The organism is Kluyvera fluvialis, from assembly GCF_059725275.1.
Genome location: NZ_AP046142.1, coordinates 2,165,284 through 2,189,936, shown reverse-complemented (window position 1 = coordinate 2,189,936; position 24,653 = coordinate 2,165,284). Strand labels below are relative to the sequence as shown.

Annotated in this window: 30 protein-coding genes; 3 read left to right on the top strand and 27 right to left on the bottom strand. The window is 50.5% G+C overall.

Annotated elements, in window-relative coordinates; genetic code table 11:
• Positions 1-134: 134 nt before the first annotated feature.
• Together nhaB and dsbB are read left to right on the top strand one after the other, a co-directional pair.
• On the top strand, positions 135-1,688 hold the full coding sequence (gene nhaB, locus AC6I4B_RS10575) for a Na(+)/H(+) antiporter NhaB (RefSeq protein ID WP_497771519.1): 1,554 nt from the start codon (positions 135-137) through the stop codon (positions 1,686-1,688).
• A gap of 139 nt (positions 1,689-1,827) precedes the next feature.
• Positions 1,828-2,358, top strand: a complete 531-nt coding sequence (dsbB, locus tag AC6I4B_RS10570; protein ID WP_497771517.1) for a disulfide bond formation protein DsbB — start codon at positions 1,828-1,830, stop codon at positions 2,356-2,358.
• A 153-nt stretch (positions 2,359-2,511) separates the two neighbouring features.
• On the opposite strand, the gene ycgN is transcribed toward dsbB, so the two are convergent.
• The 15 genes from ycgN to AC6I4B_RS10495 form a co-directional block, all read right to left on the bottom strand.
• A complete protein-coding gene (gene ycgN, locus AC6I4B_RS10565) occupies positions 2,512-2,958 on the bottom strand; it encodes a cysteine cluster protein YcgN (RefSeq protein ID WP_497771516.1) in 447 nt (148 codons plus the stop codon).
• A gap of 93 nt (positions 2,959-3,051) precedes the next feature.
• Positions 3,052-3,711, bottom strand: coding sequence for a fumarylacetoacetate hydrolase family protein (locus tag AC6I4B_RS10560; RefSeq protein ID WP_497771514.1), 660 nt, complete (start codon positions 3,709-3,711; stop codon positions 3,052-3,054).
• Between the two features lie 54 nt (positions 3,712-3,765).
• Complete coding sequence (locus tag AC6I4B_RS10555; protein WP_497772107.1) at positions 3,766-4,050, bottom strand: YcgL domain-containing protein; 285 nt, start codon at positions 4,048-4,050, stop codon at positions 3,766-3,768.
• A gap of 310 nt (positions 4,051-4,360) precedes the next feature.
• Complete coding sequence (locus AC6I4B_RS10550; protein WP_497766791.1) at positions 4,361-4,606, bottom strand: basic helix-loop-helix domain-containing protein; 246 nt, start codon at positions 4,604-4,606, stop codon at positions 4,361-4,363.
• 443 nt (positions 4,607-5,049) lie between these two features.
• Positions 5,050-5,676, bottom strand: coding sequence for a hypothetical protein (locus AC6I4B_RS10545; RefSeq protein WP_497771513.1), 627 nt, complete (start codon positions 5,674-5,676; stop codon positions 5,050-5,052).
• A 10-nt stretch (positions 5,677-5,686) separates the two neighbouring features.
• A complete protein-coding gene (locus AC6I4B_RS10540; RefSeq protein ID WP_497771512.1) occupies positions 5,687-6,337 on the bottom strand; it encodes a DUF6453 family protein in 651 nt (216 codons plus the stop codon).
• Between the two features lie 317 nt (positions 6,338-6,654).
• Positions 6,655-9,897, bottom strand: coding sequence for a TipJ family phage tail tip protein (locus tag AC6I4B_RS10535; protein WP_497771511.1), 3,243 nt, complete (start codon positions 9,895-9,897; stop codon positions 6,655-6,657).
• A 58-nt stretch (positions 9,898-9,955) separates the two neighbouring features.
• Positions 9,956-10,549, bottom strand: coding sequence for a tail assembly protein (locus AC6I4B_RS10530; protein ID WP_497771509.1), 594 nt, complete (start codon positions 10,547-10,549; stop codon positions 9,956-9,958).
• Complete coding sequence (locus tag AC6I4B_RS10525; RefSeq protein WP_497771507.1) at positions 10,537-11,268, bottom strand: C40 family peptidase; 732 nt, start codon at positions 11,266-11,268, stop codon at positions 10,537-10,539. Before AC6I4B_RS10525 ends, AC6I4B_RS10530 begins: the two co-directional genes overlap by 13 nt.
• A gap of 12 nt (positions 11,269-11,280) precedes the next feature.
• Positions 11,281-12,051 (bottom strand): phage minor tail protein L, encoded by a 771-nt coding sequence (locus AC6I4B_RS10520; protein WP_497771506.1) that lies wholly within the window; start codon positions 12,049-12,051, stop codon positions 11,281-11,283.
• Positions 12,051-12,401, bottom strand: coding sequence for a phage tail protein (locus AC6I4B_RS10515; protein WP_497771504.1), 351 nt, complete (start codon positions 12,399-12,401; stop codon positions 12,051-12,053). The genes AC6I4B_RS10520 and AC6I4B_RS10515 overlap by 1 nt, the downstream gene beginning before the upstream one ends.
• 43 nt (positions 12,402-12,444) lie before the next feature.
• The gene (locus AC6I4B_RS10510; protein WP_497771503.1) at positions 12,445-13,218 is read right to left on the bottom strand and encodes an ORF6N domain-containing protein; all 774 of its coding nucleotides are present in this window, start codon (positions 13,216-13,218) and stop codon (positions 12,445-12,447) included.
• Positions 13,219-13,258: 40 nt separating this feature from the next.
• Entirely contained in the window at positions 13,259-13,525 is a 267-nt protein-coding gene (locus AC6I4B_RS10505; protein WP_497771501.1) for a hypothetical protein, read from the bottom strand.
• Positions 13,526-13,537: 12 nt separating this feature from the next.
• Complete coding sequence (locus AC6I4B_RS10500; protein ID WP_497772106.1) at positions 13,538-14,176, bottom strand: P22AR C-terminal domain-containing protein; 639 nt, start codon at positions 14,174-14,176, stop codon at positions 13,538-13,540.
• Between the two features lie 73 nt (positions 14,177-14,249).
• Positions 14,250-14,423 (bottom strand): Arc family DNA-binding protein, encoded by a 174-nt coding sequence (locus tag AC6I4B_RS10495; protein WP_497771500.1) that lies wholly within the window; start codon positions 14,421-14,423, stop codon positions 14,250-14,252.
• Between the two features lie 114 nt (positions 14,424-14,537).
• On the opposite strand from AC6I4B_RS10495, the gene AC6I4B_RS10490 reads away from it, so the two are divergent.
• The gene (locus AC6I4B_RS10490; protein ID WP_497772104.1) at positions 14,538-14,900 is read left to right on the top strand and encodes an Arc family DNA-binding protein; all 363 of its coding nucleotides are present in this window, start codon (positions 14,538-14,540) and stop codon (positions 14,898-14,900) included.
• A gap of 418 nt (positions 14,901-15,318) precedes the next feature.
• Here the strand turns inward: AC6I4B_RS10490 and AC6I4B_RS10485 are convergent, their stop codons facing one another.
• The 12 genes from AC6I4B_RS10485 to AC6I4B_RS10430 form a co-directional block, all read right to left on the bottom strand.
• Positions 15,319-16,023, bottom strand: a complete 705-nt coding sequence (locus AC6I4B_RS10485; RefSeq protein ID WP_497771499.1) for a hypothetical protein — start codon at positions 16,021-16,023, stop codon at positions 15,319-15,321.
• A gap of 234 nt (positions 16,024-16,257) precedes the next feature.
• Positions 16,258-16,680 carry a hypothetical protein gene (locus tag AC6I4B_RS10480; RefSeq protein WP_497771497.1) on the bottom strand — a complete coding sequence of 141 codons (423 nt, stop codon included), beginning with the start codon at positions 16,678-16,680 and terminating at the stop codon, positions 16,258-16,260.
• Between the two features lie 74 nt (positions 16,681-16,754).
• Positions 16,755-19,820 (bottom strand): phage tail tape measure protein, encoded by a 3,066-nt coding sequence (locus AC6I4B_RS10475; RefSeq protein WP_497771496.1) that lies wholly within the window; start codon positions 19,818-19,820, stop codon positions 16,755-16,757.
• Positions 19,817-20,107 (bottom strand): DUF1799 domain-containing protein, encoded by a 291-nt coding sequence (locus AC6I4B_RS10470; protein WP_497771494.1) that lies wholly within the window; start codon positions 20,105-20,107, stop codon positions 19,817-19,819. Before AC6I4B_RS10470 ends, AC6I4B_RS10475 begins: the two co-directional genes overlap by 4 nt.
• A 17-nt stretch (positions 20,108-20,124) precedes the next feature.
• Positions 20,125-20,463, bottom strand: a complete 339-nt coding sequence (locus AC6I4B_RS10465) for a phage tail assembly chaperone (RefSeq protein WP_497771493.1) — start codon at positions 20,461-20,463, stop codon at positions 20,125-20,127.
• 66 nt (positions 20,464-20,529) lie between these two features.
• Complete coding sequence (locus AC6I4B_RS10460) at positions 20,530-21,483, bottom strand: hypothetical protein (protein WP_497771491.1); 954 nt, start codon at positions 21,481-21,483, stop codon at positions 20,530-20,532.
• Positions 21,484-21,526: 43 nt separating this feature from the next.
• Positions 21,527-22,459: a phage tail tube protein gene (locus AC6I4B_RS10455; protein WP_497771490.1), complete on the bottom strand. Its 933-nt coding sequence runs from the start codon at positions 22,457-22,459 to the stop codon at positions 21,527-21,529.
• Between the two features lie 70 nt (positions 22,460-22,529).
• The gene (locus AC6I4B_RS10450; protein WP_497771489.1) at positions 22,530-22,928 is read right to left on the bottom strand and encodes a phage tail terminator-like protein; all 399 of its coding nucleotides are present in this window, start codon (positions 22,926-22,928) and stop codon (positions 22,530-22,532) included.
• Positions 22,925-23,509 (bottom strand): hypothetical protein, encoded by a 585-nt coding sequence (locus AC6I4B_RS10445; protein ID WP_497771487.1) that lies wholly within the window; start codon positions 23,507-23,509, stop codon positions 22,925-22,927. The genes AC6I4B_RS10450 and AC6I4B_RS10445 overlap by 4 nt, the downstream gene beginning before the upstream one ends.
• A gap of 1 nt (position 23,510) precedes the next feature.
• The gene (locus AC6I4B_RS10440; protein WP_497771486.1) at positions 23,511-23,861 is read right to left on the bottom strand and encodes a hypothetical protein; all 351 of its coding nucleotides are present in this window, start codon (positions 23,859-23,861) and stop codon (positions 23,511-23,513) included.
• Between the two features lies 1 nt (position 23,862).
• Entirely contained in the window at positions 23,863-24,345 is a 483-nt protein-coding gene (locus AC6I4B_RS10435; protein WP_497772103.1) for a DnaT-like ssDNA-binding protein, read from the bottom strand.
• 45 nt (positions 24,346-24,390) lie between these two features.
• A complete protein-coding gene (locus tag AC6I4B_RS10430; protein ID WP_497771485.1) occupies positions 24,391-24,615 on the bottom strand; it encodes an Ig-like domain-containing protein in 225 nt (74 codons plus the stop codon).
• Between the last annotated feature and the right edge of the window lie 38 nt (positions 24,616-24,653).

Genomic DNA, 24,653 nt, shown 5'->3' with positions numbered 1-24,653 from the left:
AATTAAAAAGGGATCGCCGTTTCATTTTTCATATTTCTTTCTAGCGGCGGAAAGGACTCTTCCGAGGGGACTTCTGGCAGTGACACCGATTTAATGGTAAAAAATGGCATCTTTTCAGGAGGCAGACAATAGTCATGGAAATCTCTTACGGTCGCGCCCTGTGGCGGAACTTTCTTGGTCAGTCCCCAGACTGGTATAAATTATTATTACTGACGTTTCTCGTTATCAACCCACTGGTGTTTTTATTCAACCCGTTTGTCGCTGGTTGGCTGTTGGTCGTTGAGTTTATCTTTACCCTGGCGATGGCGCTGAAGTGCTATCCGCTGATTCCCGGTGGCCTGCTGGCTATAGAATCGGTATTTATCGGTATGACCTCAGCAGGTCACGTACGCGATGAAATCGCCGCTAATCTTGAAGTCTTGCTGCTGCTGATTTTTATGGTGGCGGGCATCTACTTTATGAAACAGCTTCTGCTGTTTATTTTCACGCGTCTGTTACTGAGCATTCGCAGTAAACGCCTGTTATCAATGGCCTTCTGTTTTGCCGCCGCGTTCCTGTCGGCCTTCCTCGATGCGCTGACGGTGGTGGCGGTGATTATCAGCGTCGCCGTGGGCTTTTATAGCATCTATCATCAGGTCGCTTCTGCCCGCCCGGACGATGGGGATCTGCTGGACGACAGCCACATTGATGTGCACTCACGCGAAGTGCTGGAGCAGTTCCGCGCCTTTTTACGCAGCCTGATGATGCATGCTGGCGTCGGTACGGCGCTCGGCGGCGTGATGACGATGGTCGGCGAACCGCAAAACCTGATTATCGCGAAGGTCGCGGGCTGGCACTTCGGCGAGTTCTTCCTACGGATGGCTCCGGTGACCGTGCCCGTCTTTTTCTGCGGCATGTTGACCTGTTTCTTGCTGGAAAAATGCAAAGCCTTTGGCTATGGCGCAGAGTTGCCAGAACCGGTACGCAAAATTCTCGCTGACTATGATGAACGCAGCCGTAAGCAGCGTTCGGCGCAGGATAATATGCGGTTGGTTGTGCAAGGAATTATTGGCGTCTGGCTGGTGCTGGCGCTCGCGTTGCACCTGGCGGAAGTGGGGCTGATTGGCCTGTCGGTGATTATCTTTGCCACCTCGTTTACCGGGGTCACTGACGAGCACGCTATCGGCAAAGCCTTTACCGAAGCCCTGCCGTTTACCGCGCTGCTGACGGTCTTTTTCGCGGTGGTGGCGGTCATTATCGACCAGCATCTCTTTGCGCCAATTATCGATTTCGTGTTACAGGCATCGCCGAACGCCCAGCGCTCGTTGTTCTATCTGTTCAACGGCGTACTGTCGTCGATTTCCGATAACGTGTTTGTCGGTACGGTTTACATCAACGAGGCCAAAACCGCGCTCGATAACGGCGCTATCAGCCTGCCGCAGTTTGAACTGCTGGCGGTGGCGATTAATACCGGGACTAACCTGCCTTCGGTGGCGACGCCGAACGGTCAGGCAGCGTTTCTGTTCCTGTTAACCTCCGCACTTGCGCCGCTGATTCGCCTTTCTTACGGCAGAATGGTGTGGATGGCGTTGCCCTATACGTTGGTGTTAACGCTGGTCGGTCTGCTGTGCGTCGAGTTCACTTTACAGCCCGCAATCGACTGGATGATGAACCAGGGATTATTGGCACTTCCAACCATAACGCCTTAAAAAAGAGAAAATTATTGATGCCCGCGAGATTTATCGCGGGCGTTAATGTTTCATTTACGAATAATTGCGTATAGCCCGATGGCATGGCTAACGTTTTCGTTTACACTGCCTTTTCAAAGCTCGTTCCAGGGAAATGATTATGTTGCGATATTTAAACCAGAGCTCACGTGGCCGCAGTGCCTGGTTATTACTGGCGTTAACCGCTTTTGCGCTTGAGTTAGTGGCATTATGGTTCCAACATGTGATGCTATTGCAGCCATGCGTGTTGTGTATTTATGAGCGCTGTGCGCTGTTGGGCGTGATGGGTGCGGGTATTGTGGGCGCCATCGCCCCGAAAAGCCCGCTGCGTTACGTCGCCCTGCTGATTTGGTTATACAGCGCCTTTCGCGGCCTGCAACTGGCGTGGGAACACACCATGATTCAGTTGTATCCGTCGCCGTTCATGACCTGTGATTTTATGGTCCGTTTCCCGAGCTGGCTGCCGCTGGATAAATGGCTGCCACAGATGTTCGTCGCCTATGGTGATTGCGCGGTGCGTCAGTGGAAGTTTTTATCGCTGGAAATGCCACAATGGCTGGTCGGCATCTTCGCCGCTTATCTGATTGTTGCGCTGCTGGTGCTGATTGCCCAACCGTTCAAACCGAAAAGACGCGATCTGTTCGGTCGTTAATGTTTCACCACTGCCAGCGGCGTCTGCGGCTGGCAGTGCGTTTCAAGACCACTACCCTGCTATAAACCCAATTCCATAGCCCGACACCCGCATAACAGTTTGCGGGGATTTACCCGCCCAATCATTCAAATTGCAGCAAGACGCAACTGCGCTTTACTCAGCCCACTCGGGTTTATTTAAAATATGATCTTGCCAGTCACGCACTTCGGTTTCTTTCACCGCAATATGGCGTACCGAAATACGCTCGCCGTGCATCGCAGCTTTGGAACCGGTGAGTAACGGATGCCACTGCGGCAGCGTTTGCCCTTCAGCCAACAGGCGATACGCGCAGGTATGCGGCAACCATTCGAAGGTCGGTAAATTATCGCGCGTGAGCTTGATACAATCGGGTTCATATTCAAAACGGCGGGCGTAGTTGCGGCACTGGCATGTTTTGATATTGAGCTGGCGGCAAGCAACGTTGGTGAAATAAATTTCGTCGGTGTCTTCATCCATCAGCTTATGCAGGCAGCACTGCCCACAGCCGTCACACAGCGACTCCCACTCGGCGTCGGTCATTTCATCAAGGGTTTTGCTCTGCCAGAAAGGTATTTCGCTCATCAGGATGTCCACATCAAAAATCGGGTTGCATCTTATAACCAGTCTGGCACGGGGATGCAAGTTTTGCCGCCCAAATGGGGCGGCAAGCGAGGGTTACAGTACGCGGGTATTAAGGGAAAGGCCGTTAAACTGTACGTCGAGTTCGTCGCCGCTGTGCAGCGGGCCAACGCCTTCTGGCGTGCCGGTGAGCACCACGTCACCCGGTTTCAGCGTAAAGAAGCGGCTCATATAAGCAATCAGCGGCACGATTTTGTGGATCATGTCGGCGGTTGAACCGTGCTGGCGAACTTCACCGTTGACGCTCAGGCCAAGCATGATATTTTGCGGGTCGCCATCAAAAGCGCTGGCCGGGATAAAACCGGAAATTGGGCAGGCGTTATCAAACCCTTTGGCTTTTTCCCACGGCTGCCCGGCTTTTTTCATTTTGCTCTGCACCTCACGCAAGGTGAGATCCAGTGCGACGCCGTAGCCGGCAATCGCCTGCTGTACGTGCTCCGGCGCGGCCTGGCGCAGTGTAGCGCCAATCAGCACCGCCAATTCGACTTCATGATGTACCGAGCCAAGCCCCTGAGGCAGGATCAGCGGCTGGCGAATATCGCACAGCGCCGTCTCCGGTTTGATAAACAGTACGGGTTCTTCCGGCGTTGCGCTGCCCATTTCCTGGATATGTTTTGCATAATTACTGCCAACACAGACAACTTTGCTTACCGGGTAATCCAGCAGAGCACCCTGCCAGTTATGATGCTGATACATTCTTTTCCCTTACTTGTTGTTCAACCATGGACGCACATTGGCCGGAAGCGAAGATTACTCTTCGCCCTTATTTTGCGACTCCGCCAAATGCTGCTTTAACAAATTTTCAGGCGGTGGCGGGATCTGCAAATAATATCCCTGCTCGCTTAACGCCTGTTTCACTTTTTCCAGGTCGGCATTGACCAGCTTCTTACGACCGTCCAGCGGAAACAGCATCGCTAACTGCGGCTGACCGAATCCCTGCATCAATTCCGCAGGTACTCGTGAGAAATCGTCTTTTTTTTCGACATATAAATAGGTTTGGTCACGTTTGGTACTACGATAAATTACACAAAACATACTTTTACTCTTTTTCATGCGTAAACTTGCCATACGCTAACATCAATCAAACCCGCACCACAAGCCAGCCGCCTCCACTTTTCTTTTGCAGATTTTTGCAGCCTTCATCAACACTGTGCCAATTTTCTGGCACATTCTCGTCACAGCGCATCGCAACCCACAAAGCATTAGCGCAAGACGAATCATCACCTCGCCGGTTTTGAGTTGTTTTGCGCTAATTTTTTTCCCGCGTGCACCGCACCAACTTCCCCTTACGTCAGATCCAGCCAGCAGCCTGCGCTTGCATACGACAGACCGCTGCCATCTCACATTAACTACCAGATGCCACCTTATTCCCCACCAGTGTTTCCAGGTCTGTGACTTTCTTCTGTAGCTCCTGAATGACGATAATCATATCCGCCATCACAGCACGGTCATTGACATTCAGAATGTTGAATGCGTTACCGTCCGCGTCTTTCGCGGTAGAGACAGATGATTCGAACACATACATCTCATCAACTTCACCCATCTGTTGCGCCAGAAAACCGCGCTGCGGGATGGTGCTTCCGTTATACATATATTCGCAGATGCCGATTGCTTCTACGCGTTTCCATGCGCCGATTTTGGCGGGGTGAAATTATATTTGATACGAACGTCAGACCCCTGAACCGCGAGAGTTCCAAGGGGAGAAGGTTTCCCGTAGAAGCATTCATACTCCAGAATTTGTTATCAGAAAAAGCGCTAATATTGAATGTTAAAGCAACATAAGTACCTACTTTCTCCTGGATGAATATATCGCCAACTTCACCAGGGCATCACCATTAGCACCGCGTCCGTTAACACGCATTCTCAACACAGGGCTATTAATAAGCTGCCCTGATACCGGGCTGGCGGGTCCATCGGCAGCGACCACCATTGGCGATTTTATAGTTTGAGTCGCGCCCCATGTATTCGCTGTATTCAGAAGCGGAAGTTTTGCACCACTGGTCCCTATTTCAGTTGTGGCCGCTGATGTCAGCTTTAAGGCTTCTCTCGCCCCGATTCTGTCGTCGCCCCGGTTCCTCCGTGCGCAATATCTATTTTCTTATTATCAACATATCCCTTTGTCGCCGCGTCACCCTCACTCACAGGAGCCGCCGCCAGCGGTGTCGGGCCTGTAGGGCGAACATTCATCCAGGCTTCATCGCGGTCTTCCAGGTCGGACAGGTTTTTGCTTTTCGCCAGCGCCCAGGTCGGATTGTTCATGGCATCAATCATCTTGAGCCAGGATGGCCCTGTGTAGGTCGAGCCGTCAGCCACCTTAATGGTTACGTCACCGTTGACTTCCAGCAGTTGATACCAGTTATCGATTTCCAGAACTCGCTGGCGGATAGCGTAGGAAGTATCCGCTGCCATTTGTCCGCTGATGCGGTTTAGCGTATCACGCGGCACCGCTGTCCATGCGCCGGCTGTTACCGACGGGCCGTTGTAGTTTCGGGCTAGAGTCAGTGCGGTATCGCTCTCGATAGATTTCACCGGAAGCGTATAGGTAACCCCGCCAGTGGTAATAACAATAAAATCACCGGCGGAGAGTTCAGTGGTGAATACCGTTCCATCACCGGCCACCGCCGCTGCATTATTTTGAATGGAAATTGTTCCAGCGGACATTGCCTACTCCTTAATAAAAGTTCGGTATGACGGGGAGTTTTACGCCCGACACGCCCTCAGACTGAATATCGAAATTTTGGCGTGAAACTTGCCTGACAATCCTGCCAAATCCGGCCCTGACATTACCGCCGCTCATCATCAGCCCTTTCATCCTGACGATGTTCCAGCTTGCTGAATTGGTGGCGGGTCGCACCGACCAGCCACAAGTCCCGAGCGGAACCATGCCGCCAGCGCCCTGCCAGTTGGTCGATGGGTAGAAAAAGCTCTGAATCACAAATGGTTTGCGCGTAGTTGAGAAAGTACACTGACCTGCGGCGTTGAAATAATTAAGCCCGGTGCCAGGATATGGGGCAACATTCGCAAATATCGCGATACGCACCCAGATATTCCCGCTGGTTTCTTCGTAAATATTCTGGTCGAGAGTGCAATAAATGGTATTCCCCATTCTCGACAGCACTGCGTCGGGATTATCCCAGTAAGCGAATACCATGCCGTCAACAGGTATATCCCATGCGCCGTTTATATTAACGTCGCCATACCACACACAGCTTCCAAGATTGGCATTTGTGGGTATTGCGGTGAAGTCAGTTGAATTTTCAATGAGCAGGCCTGAGTTGCCAGATTGATAGGCCGGGGTGATGAACCAGACCTGGCCGCCCACAGATTGCGCCTACGCGGGCGTCCACTGGTTGAACCGGAGGTAAGGCGTAAGCGCCCTGACTCCTGCGTTACACTGGTCAGGTAGGCAACCGTTGGGTACAAGTCCTGTCCGACTTCATAGGCGGCGACCGTTTCTACGGGGATATAGACCGATTCATAACCATTTCCCCATCCAGGTGTATCAACATATGAAACCTCATCGCCATCACCATAAAAGCCACCAGAAACCCCGTACTAAATACCGGGGCACGAAGCCCCGCAGTAATAGCCATCGGTCGGCCATCATTTAAATCAATCAATAATCCTCTTGGCATCCCATTACCATTCCCCGAGCACAATACGCCCGCCGTTTGAAAGATTTACGGTCACACCATTACCATTCAGCACAACGGTATTATTCACACCGTTAAAACTGAATGCGCCGGATGATGCATAAAGAGCACCACGAAATGTGCCATTGTTAAATTCAGGTGAGCCATCTTTAGGGATGTTCCATCCTGTAGCGCCAGCAACATAATTATTCGAGCGAATGTAATTACCGATTTTGGCATTAGTAATCGTTCCATCCTGAATAAATGCGCTGCTGATAAATACCTGACCGTTAATTACGGCAAACGGTGAGTATTGTGTATCACCAGTACCGCTCATTAATACAAACTGGTTCGCATTAAATCCAATACGGGTGACAACCGGCTTACCGTTTTCAGCCAGCACGGCAATACTCATCCCGGCGCTGTAAAATACGTCGTTAATTCTGACACCCGCTTTGAGCGTATGAATCGCTGTAGCACCATCAGCATCGACGGTCGCAGTCAGTTTGTCTTCCAGCGTGGCTGTTACATCGTCGATCTGCGCCTGTACGGTTGTTGAAAGCTCCGCAAGGGATTTATCAACTTCGGCAATGGTGGTTTTCACAACGAGAATATCTGCACGAACCGTCCCATATTGTGCCCACTGGTGCTCGATGGTTGAGTTGTTCGCCAGCGCGTTTTGCAGAATGCCCTCAATGTTCTGGTCTATCGCGCTCGTCAGCGCGTCACCGTCTTTTGACGTCAGAAAATCACCTGTAATGTCGCCCAGGTAATCGTCGGCGTTGTCGTTCGACATGCCCCTGACCCAGTCTGTCCAGTCACTCTGGTTTCCTATACGGTCAACCAGCCTGGCCCGATACCAGAACTCGACACCGGCTTTTAATCCCAGTTGAGTATAGTTTCGCTGTGGGTAAGGAACGCCAGCAAGCAGCAATGGATTATCTCCGTTGCTGTTGACGGAATATTGCAGCTCGGTCTGGAGGGTGTCTTCCGTATCGGCAGGAAATCCCCAGTCAACCTGAATCCCCCAGTTAATAGCCGTTGTTTTTAGACCTACCGGCTTTGGCACGTCGCCAGCTCGCCCCTTTAGGTGGGTAAGCGCCGACGACGCCCACAGGCTGGAAGCTCCGCCGGTATTGATGGCCCGAACCCTGACAAGGTAGTCACCCTCGAAGATTCCCGGCACTTCGATGTTGCGCAGCCCCGTCTCCGGCACGTTAATCCATTCGTTATTACCGCGCTTCCACTGCATCTGGTAAGCGACAATATCTGACTGCGGTTTCCCGTCATTGTCTACCGGAGCATCCCACGTTGCGACGAGGTTGGCCTGGCGCTGACCCTGCCGTACCGAATCGTAACTCGACACCTGAATATTTCCAGGCTGGGCGACAATGCCGGTGGGTATCAGGCTGATGGGTGGTTCATCCAGGCGGGCATTGTTATCAACAGCATCATATTTGGATGCGTTGTACTCCGCACCAGTGATGGTGAAGGTGTTTTCCTCATCATTGAATGCCAGGTTGGTGACTCGGAAATACTGAAGCCGTAACTGACCAGCATCAATAACAAACACAGCGTTAGGTGCTGGAGGAGCCGAGAATGTCGAATCAAGAATCAACTGAGTGCCGTTAACCGCCTGTATAATACGGCTCTCAACAGCGCCCCCTTGAGTGCGGATCATCAACGTATCACCCGTCACCGCGCTAGTGCCACGGTCGGTAATCACAGATTTTAACGATGCATCGTAATCGGTTATACGACCGCCATATATTCTCCCGGAAAGACGCTCATCAGCAAAAGCAAACACAGTGCCCGGAACATAGATAAAGCCATCAAGCCCCGTTTGCACCGTAATAATTCTGTCCAGTGAGTTGGAATATACTGCCCACCCACCACGGCGTTGCCCCTCGCTCTCACGCGTGCAGCCGATAGCGGTAATTTGCGTCTGCCTGAATTTGAACTGTTTTACCAGGTCAGGAAACATGACCGCCGTAGTGCGATCCTGATAGTGGTTATCCGGGTCACTGAAGTTGATAAGCGCCGAGCTGTAGCGGTTTTTTTCGCTGCCACTTGAGTATGCAGGCTTGCCAACCACTGAGGCTCGGGTAAGGATTTGCAGCTTCGACGCATCCGCAGGCATGTCGGAGACAACATTGAACATGTTGTTACCCCAGAACGTCATGCCGTTAAACCCAGCCGCAATATCCTTAATGACCTGCCAGGCGTCCGCCTGCGACTGAATGTATACGTCAAACATGAAACGCGGCTCAGTACCGCTTCCGCCCCTGCCGTCCGGCACAAGCTGATCACAGCGCTGAGCAATACGGTACAACTCCCACTTATCCAGCATGTCAGCCGTCACCCGGCGCCCAAGACCAAAACGCGGCTCCGTCAGAACGTCGAACCATATCCACGCGGGGTTGTTCGTCCAGCCCCATTTAAATATTCCATCCCATGAGCCGTTATATGTTCGGGCAACGGCGTCATAGTTAGAAGGGATGCGGATGATGCGACCTTTTGGCTTGCAGGAAATCTTCGGAATATTGTTGAATGACTTAGCGTTAAATGACACATACAGCAGCGCCGTATGCGGATAACGAAGCCGCGCATCAATCACCTCGGTTATCGCCTGTACCTGCGTTTTGTTCTGAAGCATCTGACTTGTACTGTCGTCGGTGTCACGAACAACGCGGATTTGCCAGCCGGTACTGGCTTTGGGCAAATTGATTCGGTGGGTAAGCTCGTAGAGCGAACTGAGTTTCTCCGTCACCACTTTGGTCATAACGGTTGAATAAGCACCACCGTCAACAGCAATATCTATATGGTACTGAACGGTTGTCCCGACAATATCGCCGTCGCTCTCCTGCTGCTGCAATCCGGGAATCCCAATACGCACCAGAACGGCATCGATTTGCGTGTTGCTGATAGCCCGAGTCCAAGGCGTAACCTTTGTTAGCGAAACCCCAACCGTCGTCTCGTTCTCAACAGCAGGAAAGCCGGGGATCGGCTCTTGAACTTGCGTACCTGGACGAAAGTCCCATGCCACATTCTCAAAATTCATCGTTCCATCAGTATTGCCAAGCGGCGTGCCGTCGAGAAAAATGCGCGTTGCATCCAGCCCGCCAGCAAACTCACCTTCTCCAAGCGCCAGAAGCATACGGCATCGTGCCATTGACTGAGCAGAGTCAGGTTGTTCTACAGGCGTATGCTGTTTCTGGCTTCCACCCTTTGCACCAGTTATCGTTGTCATATCGCATCCATAAAAAAAGCACCCGACAGGGTGCTTAATATTCAGTTAGAAAGGGTTATCAAATGTCTTCAGCAACAATACCCGCACTGATAATGGCTCCGCCAACTTCGCGCTCACCATAAAGCAATGCAACAGGGTTACCCATTGCCAGGGTATTCACTGAGCCACCAAAGGCATAACTTGGCTTATTATCTGGATCGTCACGCCCCTGAAGACCTTTTGGTTGTGGAGACAACATCTGATAGATGCCACCAGCCATCATGCCGATACCAGCAGAGACCATTCCAGCACCCACGACCCCAGCACTACCAAAAGACATGCCTGTAACAAAAATCCCGGCGACAACCATTACGGCCCCCAGAATTGTCTGGAACATCCCCGCCTTTTTCGCCCCCTCCATTACTGGCGCAATGCGAATATCGCTATCACCGGCAAGGTCTTTAAAATCACTCACACCGATATTTCGCTTGCCGCGAAAAACCGCGAACGTCATGCCGTTTTTTTTAGCGTTCATCAGATAGCTTTCCAGCCCATCCAGATTAATGCAGAGCGCTTTTACTGCCTCGGCGGACGTTTGTACTGCCAGTTTATGAACACGCCCAAAACGAACGCCCAGCGCCCCATACAGACGAATCGTAGTTAAACGCGCCATGTTTTTATCTCCTGTGGAAGCTGTTTGTGACGAACACAAATCATCGTGCGGTCTTTGAAATAGCCACGAGAATAAGGCGTAATGCAGGACGGCTGACCATACAGGTGGTGGAGCAACTCGCCATCTTCGGTAATAATCCCCGCGTGGTTCCACTTCTCGGACTCAACCTGCATAATGACCATGCAACCAGGCTCCGGGTCACACTCCACGAACCCCTCATCCTCCCAGTTATCGTAATAGAGGTTGTCCGGGTACTGGCTTTCCCACCACGGGTAATTCACGCGAAAATCGTTTAGGGTAACACCCTGCGTGGCGTGCCAGTCCATAATCAGCCCCCAACAGTCATGTGACCCCAAAATAAACGGCCTGCCTATCAGCGGAATGGCATCAGGGGTAATCTCGGCATATTCATCGCAGTCAGGCGCGTAGATACCCCAGACAACGCCGGAGTTATTGCATTGCTGGCGATCGAGGTCCGACGGTATAGGGCGTGCTCCGTCACCTGGATGAGAGTGTATGATACGAATAACAGTTCCGATGTCCTCCGCATTAGCCCAGTGCTCACCATCGATACGGAAATGCTCCGTGGGATTTTCGTGGCTATTTTTCACGGGGATATAACGCTGGCGGCGTCCAGACTGGATAACAAAGCCGCAGCATTCACGCGGGGATTCCTCCAGCGCATGCGCCCGGATAGCAGTCATAATCGTTTTGTTCATGTTGAAGTCCGGTTATCGGGAGAGTAGTACGGTCGCTGGATAGCCACCAAAATCAAGAATTGCTGTATTTGGGTCTGCCATTCCGGATCCAAAGCGTTTGCGGCAATCGCTGAGGCAGCCACCGCACACATCGAGCGCAGAGTCTGCAACCTGATTACCTTTGGCGTCGAAATATGCCGTTCCGTTGTAAGTGCAGCCGTCACCACTGCGGTATTGCCCGCGAAGCGCCCACTCACAAAGTGAGGTTATCTGTCTGGTGGGGATTACCAGCCCCTGCAAATCAGCAGGGCTGCTCAGCGACCATGTGACAACCTCATCATCCTCGGACGTTTTCGTATCTAGCCAGAATGTTTGAAGCGTGAACATCGTCGGGTCGGCGGATGGATTAACGCCTTCGGGGAAGTTCACTGCATCGAGGTAAACCGCATAGGTGTCAATGATACTGACCTTCGCGTTCACCATATCCTTGAACTGTAAACAAAGCGCTGTGATATGGCCGTCAAGGTTCGACACACTCAACTTTGGCTCAGCCGCCTGGTCAGTTGAGAGGGAAATGTCAGTAATCTGGAAGGGCCAGAAATCGAATGTGTTACCAGTCCATACGATTGGTTTAGGGCCGAGCAAGTTTTCATCGCCGCCCGAAGCATCAATTTCTTCTGGAGTATGCGGGAATGGTGAATAATGAAAGCGGTGAATGCCACCACCAAATTCTGAGGCGTCTACCTCAACCAGACGGACTTTGCCGCTGGGTGCAAGCATCGCTGCCTGATCGACAAATGCCATTATGCGTACACTCCATAAGCTCGTTTAATGGTGAATGTCAGCTCGGCAAATTTGCTGCTTAGCTGGTTTTTGCGTACAGAATCAGCAACGACCCGATACAGCCCCTTCTCTTCACCTGGCGGCGTGATGATAAAGGCCTTCACGGTATGTCCCAGAAGAAAATCACGAACGGCGTTAACTTCATCTTCAGTACCTACGTGCTTCATTGGTATTTGGATAGCCGTAGAGTTGATACCGTTCTCAGCTACCTGTTCATATCCGTCACCGAACTGTGCTGACCTCACGGTCTGGCTGTATTCGACAGCGCCAGCACCGAGCTGCGAATGCCAGTTATAAGTTTCTACTGCCATATTTACTCCATTAAAAAACCCGCCGGAGCGGGTTTATCGGTCGTTAAAACAACTTGCGAATGTCAACGTCATAAACTGCAATCCATGCGGCGCGCGGCCAAGACTTCACTGAACCAAAGCGAGGATCATCAACGTCATGCGGTGTGACATTATTGTCACGACACCATTTACGAAGCGGCTGCCACTTGAATTTCTGCCCCAGCTTCTTTTCTACAGGGATAATGGCTGCATAATTACGACCTTCTCCGAGGCGCTCTGCCAACCTATTCTTCTCTCTCACAGCGATAGAGGCGGTAGTCATCGCAGTAACTTCACGCTTTTCAGAAATCCAGCGCTTCTCTTTGACTGCACGATCACGTTGTTCAGCAATGATGCGATTCTCTTTCACCTTCATGAGCAAATCTTCAAGTGCAGCTTCATAGGTAAGCGGAATACCGATAACCGGGGCTGGACGGAAGTACGAATCCTCAAGGCGCTCGAAGAATGACCATGCCTCATCTGTGTCGACGATTTTAGACATGCGGGCAGCGCCTTTCTCAGTCCAAAAAACAACAGAGCGAGCTTTGCTCGAAATTTGTGCGTGACTATTAGTCACTCGCAAATCTTTCAGCTCTAGGCCTTTGATGGTGAAGATGTGAATACCCTCAATAAAGCGGCTGGCGTTGCGCGAAAGGTTTTTCCTAATGTTAGCTTCATCAGAACCATAACCTGCGGCCAGCGTTTCAGTCGTAACAACACGCAACCCCTTCCATTCAATAACAGGCAGTGGCTGGGGATCGACATTTGGTTCATGAACTGCTAAATTTAAATAAGTCATTGGTTGGACCCTTATGACAAGTTTCAATGGAAGCCGGTAGTTAGAGCTGCCGGTTTTTCTTTTTGGCAATCAGCCGAGAAGTCGGCCGACTGAAGATTAAGCGAATCGAACATTTTGCGGCAGTCTTAAGCACGTGCTTGTGCTGCTTTCCTGTCAGTTCTGCTATCTCACGACTGCACATGGTGACAGCGTGATGATGATTTGCTATATTTACTGCCGCTACATTGTGTGTAAACACTCGATTATCCGAATTATCTGCGTGATGTATACCGCCAGCCCTACCTGGCGGTTTTTCTTTTTGCGCCATCCTGTGCGCCTATCAGTGAATTACACCCTCTCCGCGAAGCATCGCCAGCATCGGCTGGGCACGCTTCACCATAAAACTGTTACTGTCCAGATTCTCAGCCTCACGAAGCAACGCTTTTCTGCTCTCATCGGTCATATAGCGAGTTTCACATGCGATATCGCGTAACGTGCCAGCAACATCAGAACCAAGATCTCGCATCGATGGGTACAGATGCTTGCTCAACCGCTGGCACTTCTCCATCCACAATTGCACGTAGCAAAGGCTGATGATTTCATCGTCGGTAAACTGTTTTGCGATCGGTGAATGCTCAACCTCACGATCAAGAATATCCAGCACCCAGCGACGGAATTCTTTGGCCTTTGGTGTTGAGGCAAACATCGCAATCAAATGAGCACCTCGCAGTGAATAAACCCTGACCGATTTGTTACGTAAGCTATTGTTTATCCCGTTGACCTTCATATTGAGGGTCAATGACATCGACTCGGAAAATTCATCAGCATTACGTGCATAAATTTGGCTGATGGCATCAGTTTTTTTATAACCAAGTGCCTTCGCCAGTTCGGTGGAGGTAAACCAGATAGACCCGCCTTCTGTCACTGGGTTAAAGGCGAATCCCTGGAAGTTGTAATCTGATTTTGCTACAATATTCATGTTGGTTTCCTTGTATGCGGTTTCCGACATAGAGGCCCGGTTAGTGTTGACGAACTGCCGGGCCTCGCTGTTTTTACTGACCATTCACGCGCTCCTCACGCAAGCTCTTAGCCAGTCTCTGCACGATGGCTGAATTAATAGAAATACCATCCATTTCTGCCAGCTTACGAATCTCTTCTTTCATCCTTTCAGGCATGCGTAACTGAAAGCTCTCGCTTTTGCGTCCGGTATAAATCATATCTTGCATCTCATTCACCTATCATTATGACACCAACTTGGTGCTACAACCAATTTACCACCATTTAGAATGATGTCAAGTAGGTGCTATCATGATGGCAATTTGTTTCATGAGGTTTTGATGATGAGTAAATACCCAAGCCAGGAGATGGATCGATTTAACGTGAGACTACCTGCCGGTATGCGTGAAGCTATAGCAGAAAGGGCTAAGCATAATGGTAGGTCAATGAACTCGGAGATAGTACAGATACTTCAAGAAGCGATTGATACAGGCAGGGCTATTGCTGAAAGCGACCTTGTTGATTTTGACTCCACTCAAGCCGTTCTGGACGCTAAAGCCACTCCTGAGGAGAAAAGTGCTTTCCTTGATGATCTAGCGAAAAGAGATCCATTCACTGCGGCAATTCTTCGAGAGAGCGAAGAGCACAATAGAAGGCTGGCCGCCATACTTGGGAAGCGCATGGGTTATGTCGACAGTGATGATTGATAAAAGCCCACCTGACCCCAGATAGCAAAAACCCGCCGAGTGGCGGGTTAGACATCACAGAGCATAGCGCAGACTCTTTCCGAGCATCTAATGGCTGTATGCCCGTCGCTAGCCGGGACACGGACGCCGAGCTTATAGTCAGCTTTAGTTCTCAATGACTTCGCAAGGCTCAAGAGTCCGGCTAATTTTTCTTGCTCCTCTGGTGTCAGCTCAGAGCACAACCCCTTTTGGTAGAAACGAATTAAGCGCATATGAACACCACCGCCTATTGTCTCAGGAATCTTACTACCAGATTTTACCTGCCAATCCCTTGCGGCAAGATAACCGCCATAGTATGCCCGACTAACCTTGTTTCTGATTGACATCTCGTTTGAATCATCAGAAAAACTAAGTGCAGACTCAAGAAAATCAGAAGGCCTTACCGGCACAAGGTCTCTCCTTCTATGCCAGGTTCATTGGTGAAAACACCAACTACTGACCAATCGTTAAAGCCAGCCTGAATTCGATAGTCAATAAGCTCGATATTATTCGTTGCGCATTCATCAGGAGATGAGTTTGGTGGGGTTAACTCAAAGATATAGGTCTCTTCTTCACCATCATCAAGAACATAAAAATTGGCAATAGAATCAATCTGACGGCAAGGGCTAAGCATACTGTTCATAAGTCTGCCAATTTCAGCGATTTTATCCATTTTCCCGCTCATGGCGGCCTGGCTGGCTTGCTTAACCGCTAATGGCAGCATTGCGTTATCCTTATCAGCTAATTCGAAATCGAGTTGCCCCATTTGTGAATACCTCTCCAGATAAAATCTGAATTTTTCAAAATCCCCAAGCCCACGAGCATAGTAGAAACAGTCACGCACAAATCTAGGAGAGTTGGTACACTCTGAAGCCCTTTCAGCTAGCTCCAGCGCTTTAGCTATCCCCACTCTATACATACAGCAAAGTATATAATTTCCCCAGGTAGCCACATCTGAAGGATTAGATTCAATAATCTCCTCCGCAATCGCAATCCCCTCTTCGATCTTACCCGTAGAAAAGAGAAAGTAGAATCTTGCAACGCTATAAAAGAAGCTATCCTCGAACTCTTCCACCTGAGCTTCAAAACGTCTTGCCGTAAACATAGTATGTTCAGTCTCGGTAGATACGTAAGGCGTCAGTTGCTGGATAAGCGAGTTTAACCTGGCTGTATCGCTCAGTGGTTTAGGCGGGATCATGTGTCACCAATGGAGTCATTTCTTTCAATGCTAACATTTTCGAGAGCATTGAATGAACTGATCATTTATCAGGTTATTCCTGCGACAAAAAAGCCCACCTGAGTGGGCTATGGTCTTGAAAACCAAATACAGACTCCGCGATTATAGATTCGGTAATGTTTTAATATCCGTATTTCCACTCGGGTCAGCAAATAAGCGCACCGCTTTTTCGGAATTCGCGTTAAGCATGAAATCTCGACCTGCGGGTATCTTATCAGCAATGCACAATTTACCTTCACCCATCAAAGCTATATTCCACTCACCTGGTTTCAGATAGAACTCAGCTTTTTCTCCGGGATCCAAAATGGCAGATTTTTCCTGATTAAGGTAAACACCAACAAAGCAACCACTCCCCAAATACCCCTTATCACGAACGACAATCAACTTCGCATGCTCGCCTTTGATTGGATTCTGGAATTTAAGCAATCTTTCCTTTGGAGCCTGTTTAGCTTGGCTTGGCAAAACTGCTTCCGTAGCACATCCTGACAGACTTAATGCTATAGCCGCTACGAATAAAGCCTTCATTATCATCCCCTTGATTATCGTGGTTTTGCATATGATAACCAGGGGATGTCAGAATGTAACGCTACGAGTTGATATTACTTTTTCGCAAAAGTCTGGCTAATGACACCGCCATCCTTTACTGCCTTTACAATGCCTTCGGTAACATATTGCTTGATCGTTTCGGCAAGCACCCTTGCAGCTGTATCACCACCCCCAGACGTATTAGTGGTGGCATTACCCTTGTTATCAACATAGATATCAACGTTAATTTGGTGACCATTTCCGCTTCCACCCTGTGCCCTCACCCCTAAGCGCCCTGCTGAGTCTCTGGTCAGCGGCATAATCGCCTCTTCGCCTGCCTCGGCAAATACACCACCTTTGGCAAACTTAGACGCCCCTTGGAAGGTGAAATACTGAGGGGAATCGTAGACGCCATTTACATACTTGCTGAGGCCTGGCGAATCATAGACGCCGCCTTTAGCATTTAAGACCGGCCCTACAAAATCCGGGCTACCAGATCCCCCACCCTGTGGGTTAGACGAGCCACTAATCCACCCCATTGCCGCCTGCACTGCATAGGCGACGAGCAACTGATTCGTTACCTGCGCAATCATTTTCAACATGGATTTGGTGAAATCTTTAAAGCTCGCAGCTCCAGTCGTAACCAGTTCGGTCAGCATATCTGATAGGCCGCTGAACGTCGAACCAGCCACATTCCGCATCGCTTCAAACGTATTTGTTGCTGAGTCGGCATAATCTGCCCATCCACGTTTTGCACCAGCCTGCCAGTCGCTGCGAAGCTCGTCTTCTTTCCGGTATGTCTCCTCCTGATCTGCGAGAACCTTTTTCTTGGCGTCAGGGTTAAAAGAATAGGATTCAGTCAGCCGCTTGCGTGTCGCCTCCCTTTCAGCCTCTCTGGCTGACAAACCCCTAGCCGCCGCAGCAATTTCCGCCTGCTTGGCAGACTGTTGCTGGGCGAACTTAATCGCCTGGTCAGCTAATGAGTTCAGCTTTTGCTGTTTGGCAATCTGATCGCCCAATCCAGCATTAATATCTGCCTGAGCTAGGAGCTTGTCCTTGTTCGCCAGCAGTGACTTTTCATCGAGTGTTAATGCGCGCCCTTTCGGATTGTTAGCTGTGGACTCGAGAATGCTGATTTTGGATATCAAGTCCCGTTGCTGCTTACGCTGCTGGCTGATTACGTCGTTGATGTCACGATGATCCTGGAGCGTTTTAAGCTGTGCTTGCAGGGCTAACGTCTCAGCATTGTAAGTATCGGTTGAGCGATCACCGGCTGAAACCTTAACAGCTTTAGCTTTGGGGGTTTTGTCCGGATGAAACTGCTTATTAATACCCTCTACAGCCTGCTTACGCTGGTGATCGCTCCACTTATCAGGAGCTATAGCAACATTTTTCCATAGCTCAGATAACGCTCGGCTACGCTTCTCCTGCCAAGTTAAGGATTGCTCAAGAATACGGTTCTGATAAATAAGTGCATCCGTCCGCTTATTATCGGAATCTGTCGATTGCTTAATGGACGCATTTATTTCATTTTGAGCAGAGATTTCTTTCTGCTTTTGGCTAATCTGTTCCTTCAGGGAAGCAATCGATGCCAGTTGGGCCTTCCGTCGAGCGTCATATTCCTGATCACTACTACTGGTATCATAACTATAGCCATACCCCATCCGCTGGCGCTCAGGAAGTAATGCCTTCTCAGTCGCTGCAAGCTGTGCCTGCATCTTCTTTAGCATATCGGAGGGTGCTTCCGGTCGACCAATATCAAGCAGGCTATCCCACATTCCTTTGATGGCATCACCAGTCGCCTTAGCCGCACGCTCGATTAGCCCCATATTATCGAGAATTTGCTGACTGCGTTTTTGCTCGGCGTCACTGTATGCCTTTGCAGCCGCCGCCGCCGCACCCTCTTTATCTCCACGCCGTTCCAGTGACGCGATGTAGTCATACTGCGACGAGGTGAGGAAATGAAGCGTCGAGTTTAGCTCTTCTGACGCTTTAGTAGGGCTGGCGTATAACTTCTGGAAGTTCTTGATCGTCGCGTCAACTGATTGGCCGGTCGCTTCCTGCATAGCCATCGCCGCACGAGTAACATCTTCGAGTTGTTCGGTTTTGAATGTACCAGCACCAACGACCTGAGACAGCGTTCGCGCAGCCTCTGCAACTCGACCACTTGAGCCGCCAATTTTTTGAGCCAAATCTGATAACTGAGCCGCTGACTGTGCCGAATAATTACCGGTCAGTATTAGCTGCTTGTTAAACTCCGTAGCCTCCTGCGCCCCCTGATACCATGCGGTTGCCAAAGCGCCAGCACCGACAACTAAAGCTCCAATACCAATGGTTACAGGATTGAGCAAGCCAAGCAGCCCACGCAAATAAGTGCCTACACCGGAAATTGCGCCACCCACACCACCAAACTGGTCTTTAATCTGACCGCCCTGCTGGAGAAGGATAAGGAAAGGTGACTGCCCGCCAGCAAGCTGAGTGGCGATATCGGTGAACTGTGCCGGGAGTGTGCGCATAGCATTGCGATACTGCCCTACACTTATTTCCCCTCTCCGCCAGGCATTCTCCTGCTCTTTCAGCCTCGCCAGCATGGGGGCGGCTTGCTGAGACACTCCTAACTGAGCTGCTTTCAGCTCCAGCATTTCGGTGCGAGTTTTACCGATTGCCGAGGCTTGCTCTTCCAGTGAAGCGATAAAGCTTTTACCTGCGGAAGCAGCGCGTTGCGTAGCCTGAGCTTGCTCTATTCGCGCTCTGCCCTCTGCTGTCTCTGACTCCATAACCTGAGCCAGTTTGGCGCGAGTCGTTTCCAGAACACTGTTGTAGCGAGAGTAATCTTCATCGCCAACCAACCCTTTGCCCCGGAATTTCGCCAGATTTGCCTGGATGGTATCCAGTTCATCAAGCGCCTTATTCACCGGGCTGATTTTATTCAGCAGGTTCTGTAGTTCCTGCTTCTGTTGTTTCAGGCTTTCGGTATTTTGCTTTTGAGTGCCGGTTCCAGCCTTAAAACTGCTATTCAGGTCGTCAGCTTTACCAGCGGCCGCCGCTGCGGTGTTCTGGAATTTATCCAGCGCCTGGTTGCCACGCTCCAGATCACCGGTATTAACGCGAAGAGAAATTGTGGCGATATCGTTACTCATTGCGGCCTCTCTTTATGCATCACCTTGAGTGCTTCACTTTCCATGATTTGAAGGTCAGCCATACAGGCCGCCGCATCCTCAACCCCGTGTATCTGGAGCATCCATGGGAGAACGTTGTAATCAAGACCGGTCGCGCCACTAGCACCAACACGCCATTGGGTTGCTAACGCAGAGAAGATGGTGAAAGCCCGCCAGACTGACGGCAATACTCCCACCTCTTGCTCCACGTCTTCAGGCGTTAAACCAAAAGCGCTCAGTTCCGCGAGTGTCGGTCCCGGTGTGTACAACGCTGCGGCGACCTGCCTCAGTTTTTTTCGCGAAAGCCCATCAGCTCTTTCGTATAGGCCATGCCGATGCTGTCGAACGCACGTGGGTAATTTTTGAGGAGGACAATCACATTTTCACGTGTGAAATCATCAGGCAGCGCCCAACCTTCGACAATTTCCATCAGATAATCAGCCTGGTGCTCAACAGGAGTTTTTTCCCCTGCGGCATTTTTTTGCAGTTTCTCGTCCATAGCCTGAAGTTCTTCTAGCGTCTTGTGACGGAAGGTAAATGTCAGCTTGCCATCTTCAGCACCGGCGCGTGGGATAGTAGCGGTATCGGAAAAGGTTGGGTTTGGGATTAATGAGAATTTGGTCATTACGTTTCCTTAGGTAAAAAGAAACCCGCCGGAGCGGGTTAGAATATTCAGATATTGAATGCGCTTTTAGCGGCCTCGGCAATGCCAGATCAAACCGCCGGGCAGACATTCTTTCTGAATGGCTTTTCGGACGATTTCGGATAGCTTATCCATTGCCTTGTCGGTTTCTTCGGCTTGACTTGCAACCTCTGCTGCTACATTTGCCAGCGCATTTTTCAAAATGGCTTCGATGTTGCTATCGACACCAGATGCTGGCTGAGCATCTGTGAAATAGATATGCATAGATGCGCTATATGTATAAGCAGAACCTTCGCTACAAGACGGGTAAGCCAAGTTCATCAATTCATCGACCAGCTCTTCGACGTATTCAGAAGCTGCACCAGACATATAGGGGGAAACGATACTTCTGACTTTCTCGCGAGGTTTAGCCAAAGAGCCTATCGTTGGTGGTGATGATAATTTTGCAGCCTGGATACTGTTCTTTATGAGTGCGTCTGTGATGAACACCTCGCCGTCTGCGATTTTAAAATGTGGTGCGCTAAAGGTGGCCATTAAGCGCGTGTCGCTGCCAACGGGCATTGCGGCGAGGTAATCCCCAGCATTACTGGAAGATACTCCTTCAATCCAGTCGCTATTAGTCCAGTCACGGCTTGCGCCATTTTTATCAGTCGGCCTCAGGCGAATTTGCAGTCTCTCTCCAGCTTTAAGTCCACCTATCACATGGCTACATTCCGGCCATGCAATAATCTGTTTTCTCAGGCATCCATCATGGTGGATGTACTGCATTTCGAGTTGCGAATGCTTGCCGCTACGTTCTGGCCAGTGCCATTCTACCTGAATGCCATAAGGTTTCGGTGACGTTAATACTTGCGGAAATTGCATTGGATTATCCTTTTCGATGCCGCTGGTGCAGCCACCTCCCCAATCACCGAGGACGATCCGCCCACAGCCAGCCATATTAACAACGATGCCCTTCTCACTCGCAGTGACTGAGTCACCATACTTGTTCTCAAATTTCATAAAGCACCTTCCAGATTACGCCCGGATAGCCGGGCGAGAGAGATTAACTGATGGTGACTGAGCACTTAGCTGATGTCATGGTAGTGCCAGCAGCGTCGGTAACTTCACAGGTGTATTCACCGGCGTCACTGGCTTCAGCGGAAGGGGTATTGAGCGACGAAGATGTTTTCCCCGAAAGTGCTGTGCCCCCCTTCTTCCATACATAGGTGTATGGCGCGGAACCGCCCTGCATTACCACAGCCAGATCCAACGCATCACCCGCAGCTACATCCTTTGTCGCCGGTAAATTAGACAGGAAAGCTAACGGCGATGCGGAAGAATCAGCAATCGGGTAAATCTGCATATCCGATTCAAAGTTCATGCGTGCTTCGTTGCTTTCCACGGCGTTGATTTCTGTCTTGGGAACCTTCTGGAAGGATACTTTGGCAGAATAGTAGCGATCTGCCTTGCCGCGCGGGTTATGGAACCAGATTGCAGTCGTATCGCTCGACTCATCCAGTTCAATGAGTCGTTTGTAGATAGCCAGTAGCGGATCATGAGCAAACGAATAGACCTGTACAACGGCGTTTTTAAACGTTGGAATGGTACGGGCCTTATCATCCTCCAGGAACTGTACGCTGATGGTCTGCTGGTCGCCACCTTCTGTAGACAGCGTCATCACCTGCGGCATGGTGATCCACGAGTCGATTTTACGCAGTGTGCCCGCACCAGTACCCGACGGATATTTGTTTTTGTCAGAGGTGTCGAACCCTTCCAGGACAATCTTGCCCCCGCTTACTGATTTAACTCGTAACACCATGTTATCGAGCCTCAGCCATCCAGAGTTGACCTGAACAACATCACCTGCCGCAATACCATCTGCTGCCGCAACGGTCAGTTCGCACTCGGTCGCATTGGATGCCGCTGTGAAGACAATAGGCGCTAGATAGGACTTGGCCACGTTCACACGCGACCCGTTAGGAATTGCAAATGCCATTGCATTCTCCTGAATTTAGGGAATAAAAAACCCGCCATGTGACGGGTTGTATTGGTGTAATAAAAACGATTTATCTGACGATATTAGCCTGGTAACTAAAGCTGACGGGAACGGTATAAGATACGGCTGTCGAAATGCCACGGAAGATGGCTGGCGTACTGCTAATCCAACAAACAAAACCATTTCCGTGAATACTGGCCCCTTCGGGAAACAACTCAGCTACCTGATGGGCAAGGCTAATAGCCTCGGTTCGCCCGTTCCCCGCAGGGGTCACAATATTGACCTGATACACTCCTGAATAAATCCGGCAGTTCAGACCAAGATCCATCGTCTGTGGCGTGGCTGGCATATCGTATGCTGCGAGATAAATGCCGGTTGCCGGAGGGGTAAACTCAACATTCTCAGATGCAATTGGAATCCTGATGCCTTCCAACCTTGCCATCAGCACTGCTGCAATGTCAGGAATCAATTTATCACCTCTCTGACCGCTTCATCGAAGAAGCGCTGAAACTCTGCTGCGGTGATACGCACCATCCCGCCCGGAGCCTGGGTGGAATGCCCCATTTCCAGCGGATAGGCATACGGCACGTTGTTGCAGAAATAAATAGAACTCATCCCGACTTTGAACAGTGAAAGCGTGAAGTTGCCCGCATCTTTTGTCAGGTTGCCTGCCTTGTCAATTCGCCCGGTTTCATCCGTGGCGGGAGAATCAAAAGACACCTGCCAGTTCCCACGAAACCGCCCTCCCGTGTAGCCGGGTGGTGCTTTGATATCCATCCCATCGTCAACACGAGCCTTTTTCTTCAGCCGCCCGGCTTTGGTCAGGTTGTCGGAATTCGTCCGTTGCGCCTCATTGTGGTCGTAAACAGCACGATTATAGGAAACGGCTGTCTGGTTAACTTCCCACAACTCCGGATTGCCTACAGGCGACATCATCACCAGTTGGTTAAGTATTTTTATCCCTACAGCACGAACCACAGCCTCCTGATTCTTCCTGGCCTTATTCACAAAAGCCGTGATTTCAGCCATGAATGCCGCGTTCTCGCCCATGCTATGCCCTCAGTTGTGCTTTATAGCAGAGAACCACCGAAGCAGGTTTTACCGGGTTAGGCTTAACCACGCGATGAGGTGAGCCATCAATAACCACCATGTCACCAGTCTTAATTTCCGGCTCTGCCGTAAAGACTATCTGAACATCGCCATTAACGATGACCGTTCCATCTATTTCGCTGGGTGCATACTCAGTTTTAACGCCAGTTGCAGTGAACTGCATGTCTTCAGCTTTATGCTCAATGCCTCCCACAACCGTTACTGCTCCTTTTCTGGTGACATCATAGGTCATTCCGTTTTGCATGAGCATCTGGGTTGTACGGTCACGCATTCGTGGGTAGTTAATCGCCATATCAGGCACGCTCCGCAAATGTGTTGATAGCGTAGCCACGTCCGCCAGCCAACTCGCCTAACAGCGCCATCACAGCGGGATAAGACGGCGTAAAGGCTCCACCATCTGCGACCGCATAGGTCATAGTGACAGCGCCCTCCACTCGCTCTGTTTTGACGGCGGCCTCGCGCACACTGGCAAGCAAATCCCCATCGATAGCCTCAATCGCCATCATGCACTGTGCGGCTATGACCTGGCGCGGCACTTCATCCGGCGGGAAATCGTAATCATCAATCACGACATTCACTCGTGGCCATGCCAGCGGCTGCCGTGGGTCGGCTTTCGAACCAACCCAGTCCAGCCCATCCAGGTAATCCATCGCCTTTATCAGTAAAGACGGGAGTGATTCTGGCAGTTCGATATCCCGTAACGTGGCAAACGCCATTAAATCCGCTTCGCTGGCGTAGCTATTCGCATCCGGGGATGTTGAGTCGGTAATAATCATCGAATCATCCGGGTTATGGGGCTTTCGCCCCATTCATTAATCGCCTTACGGCGCTGTGAAGGTGATTTCTTCGCTGGTTTTCGTTACCCCCTCAACCGTACCGGTGACCGTAAAGGTTCCAGCCGTATCCGAGGTCAGTTTTACCGTAGCGCCACCCGCAGAGCCGGTTTGCGAACTTGCGGTGCTCAGCGTGCCACCGGTTGACGTCCATGCGATCGTTTTGCCGGAGACACCTGCGCCATTAAGTGTGTATTTCAAAGAGAGTGTCACCGCATCAGTACTGTCAGCAGTAGCGGAGGTTTTATCCG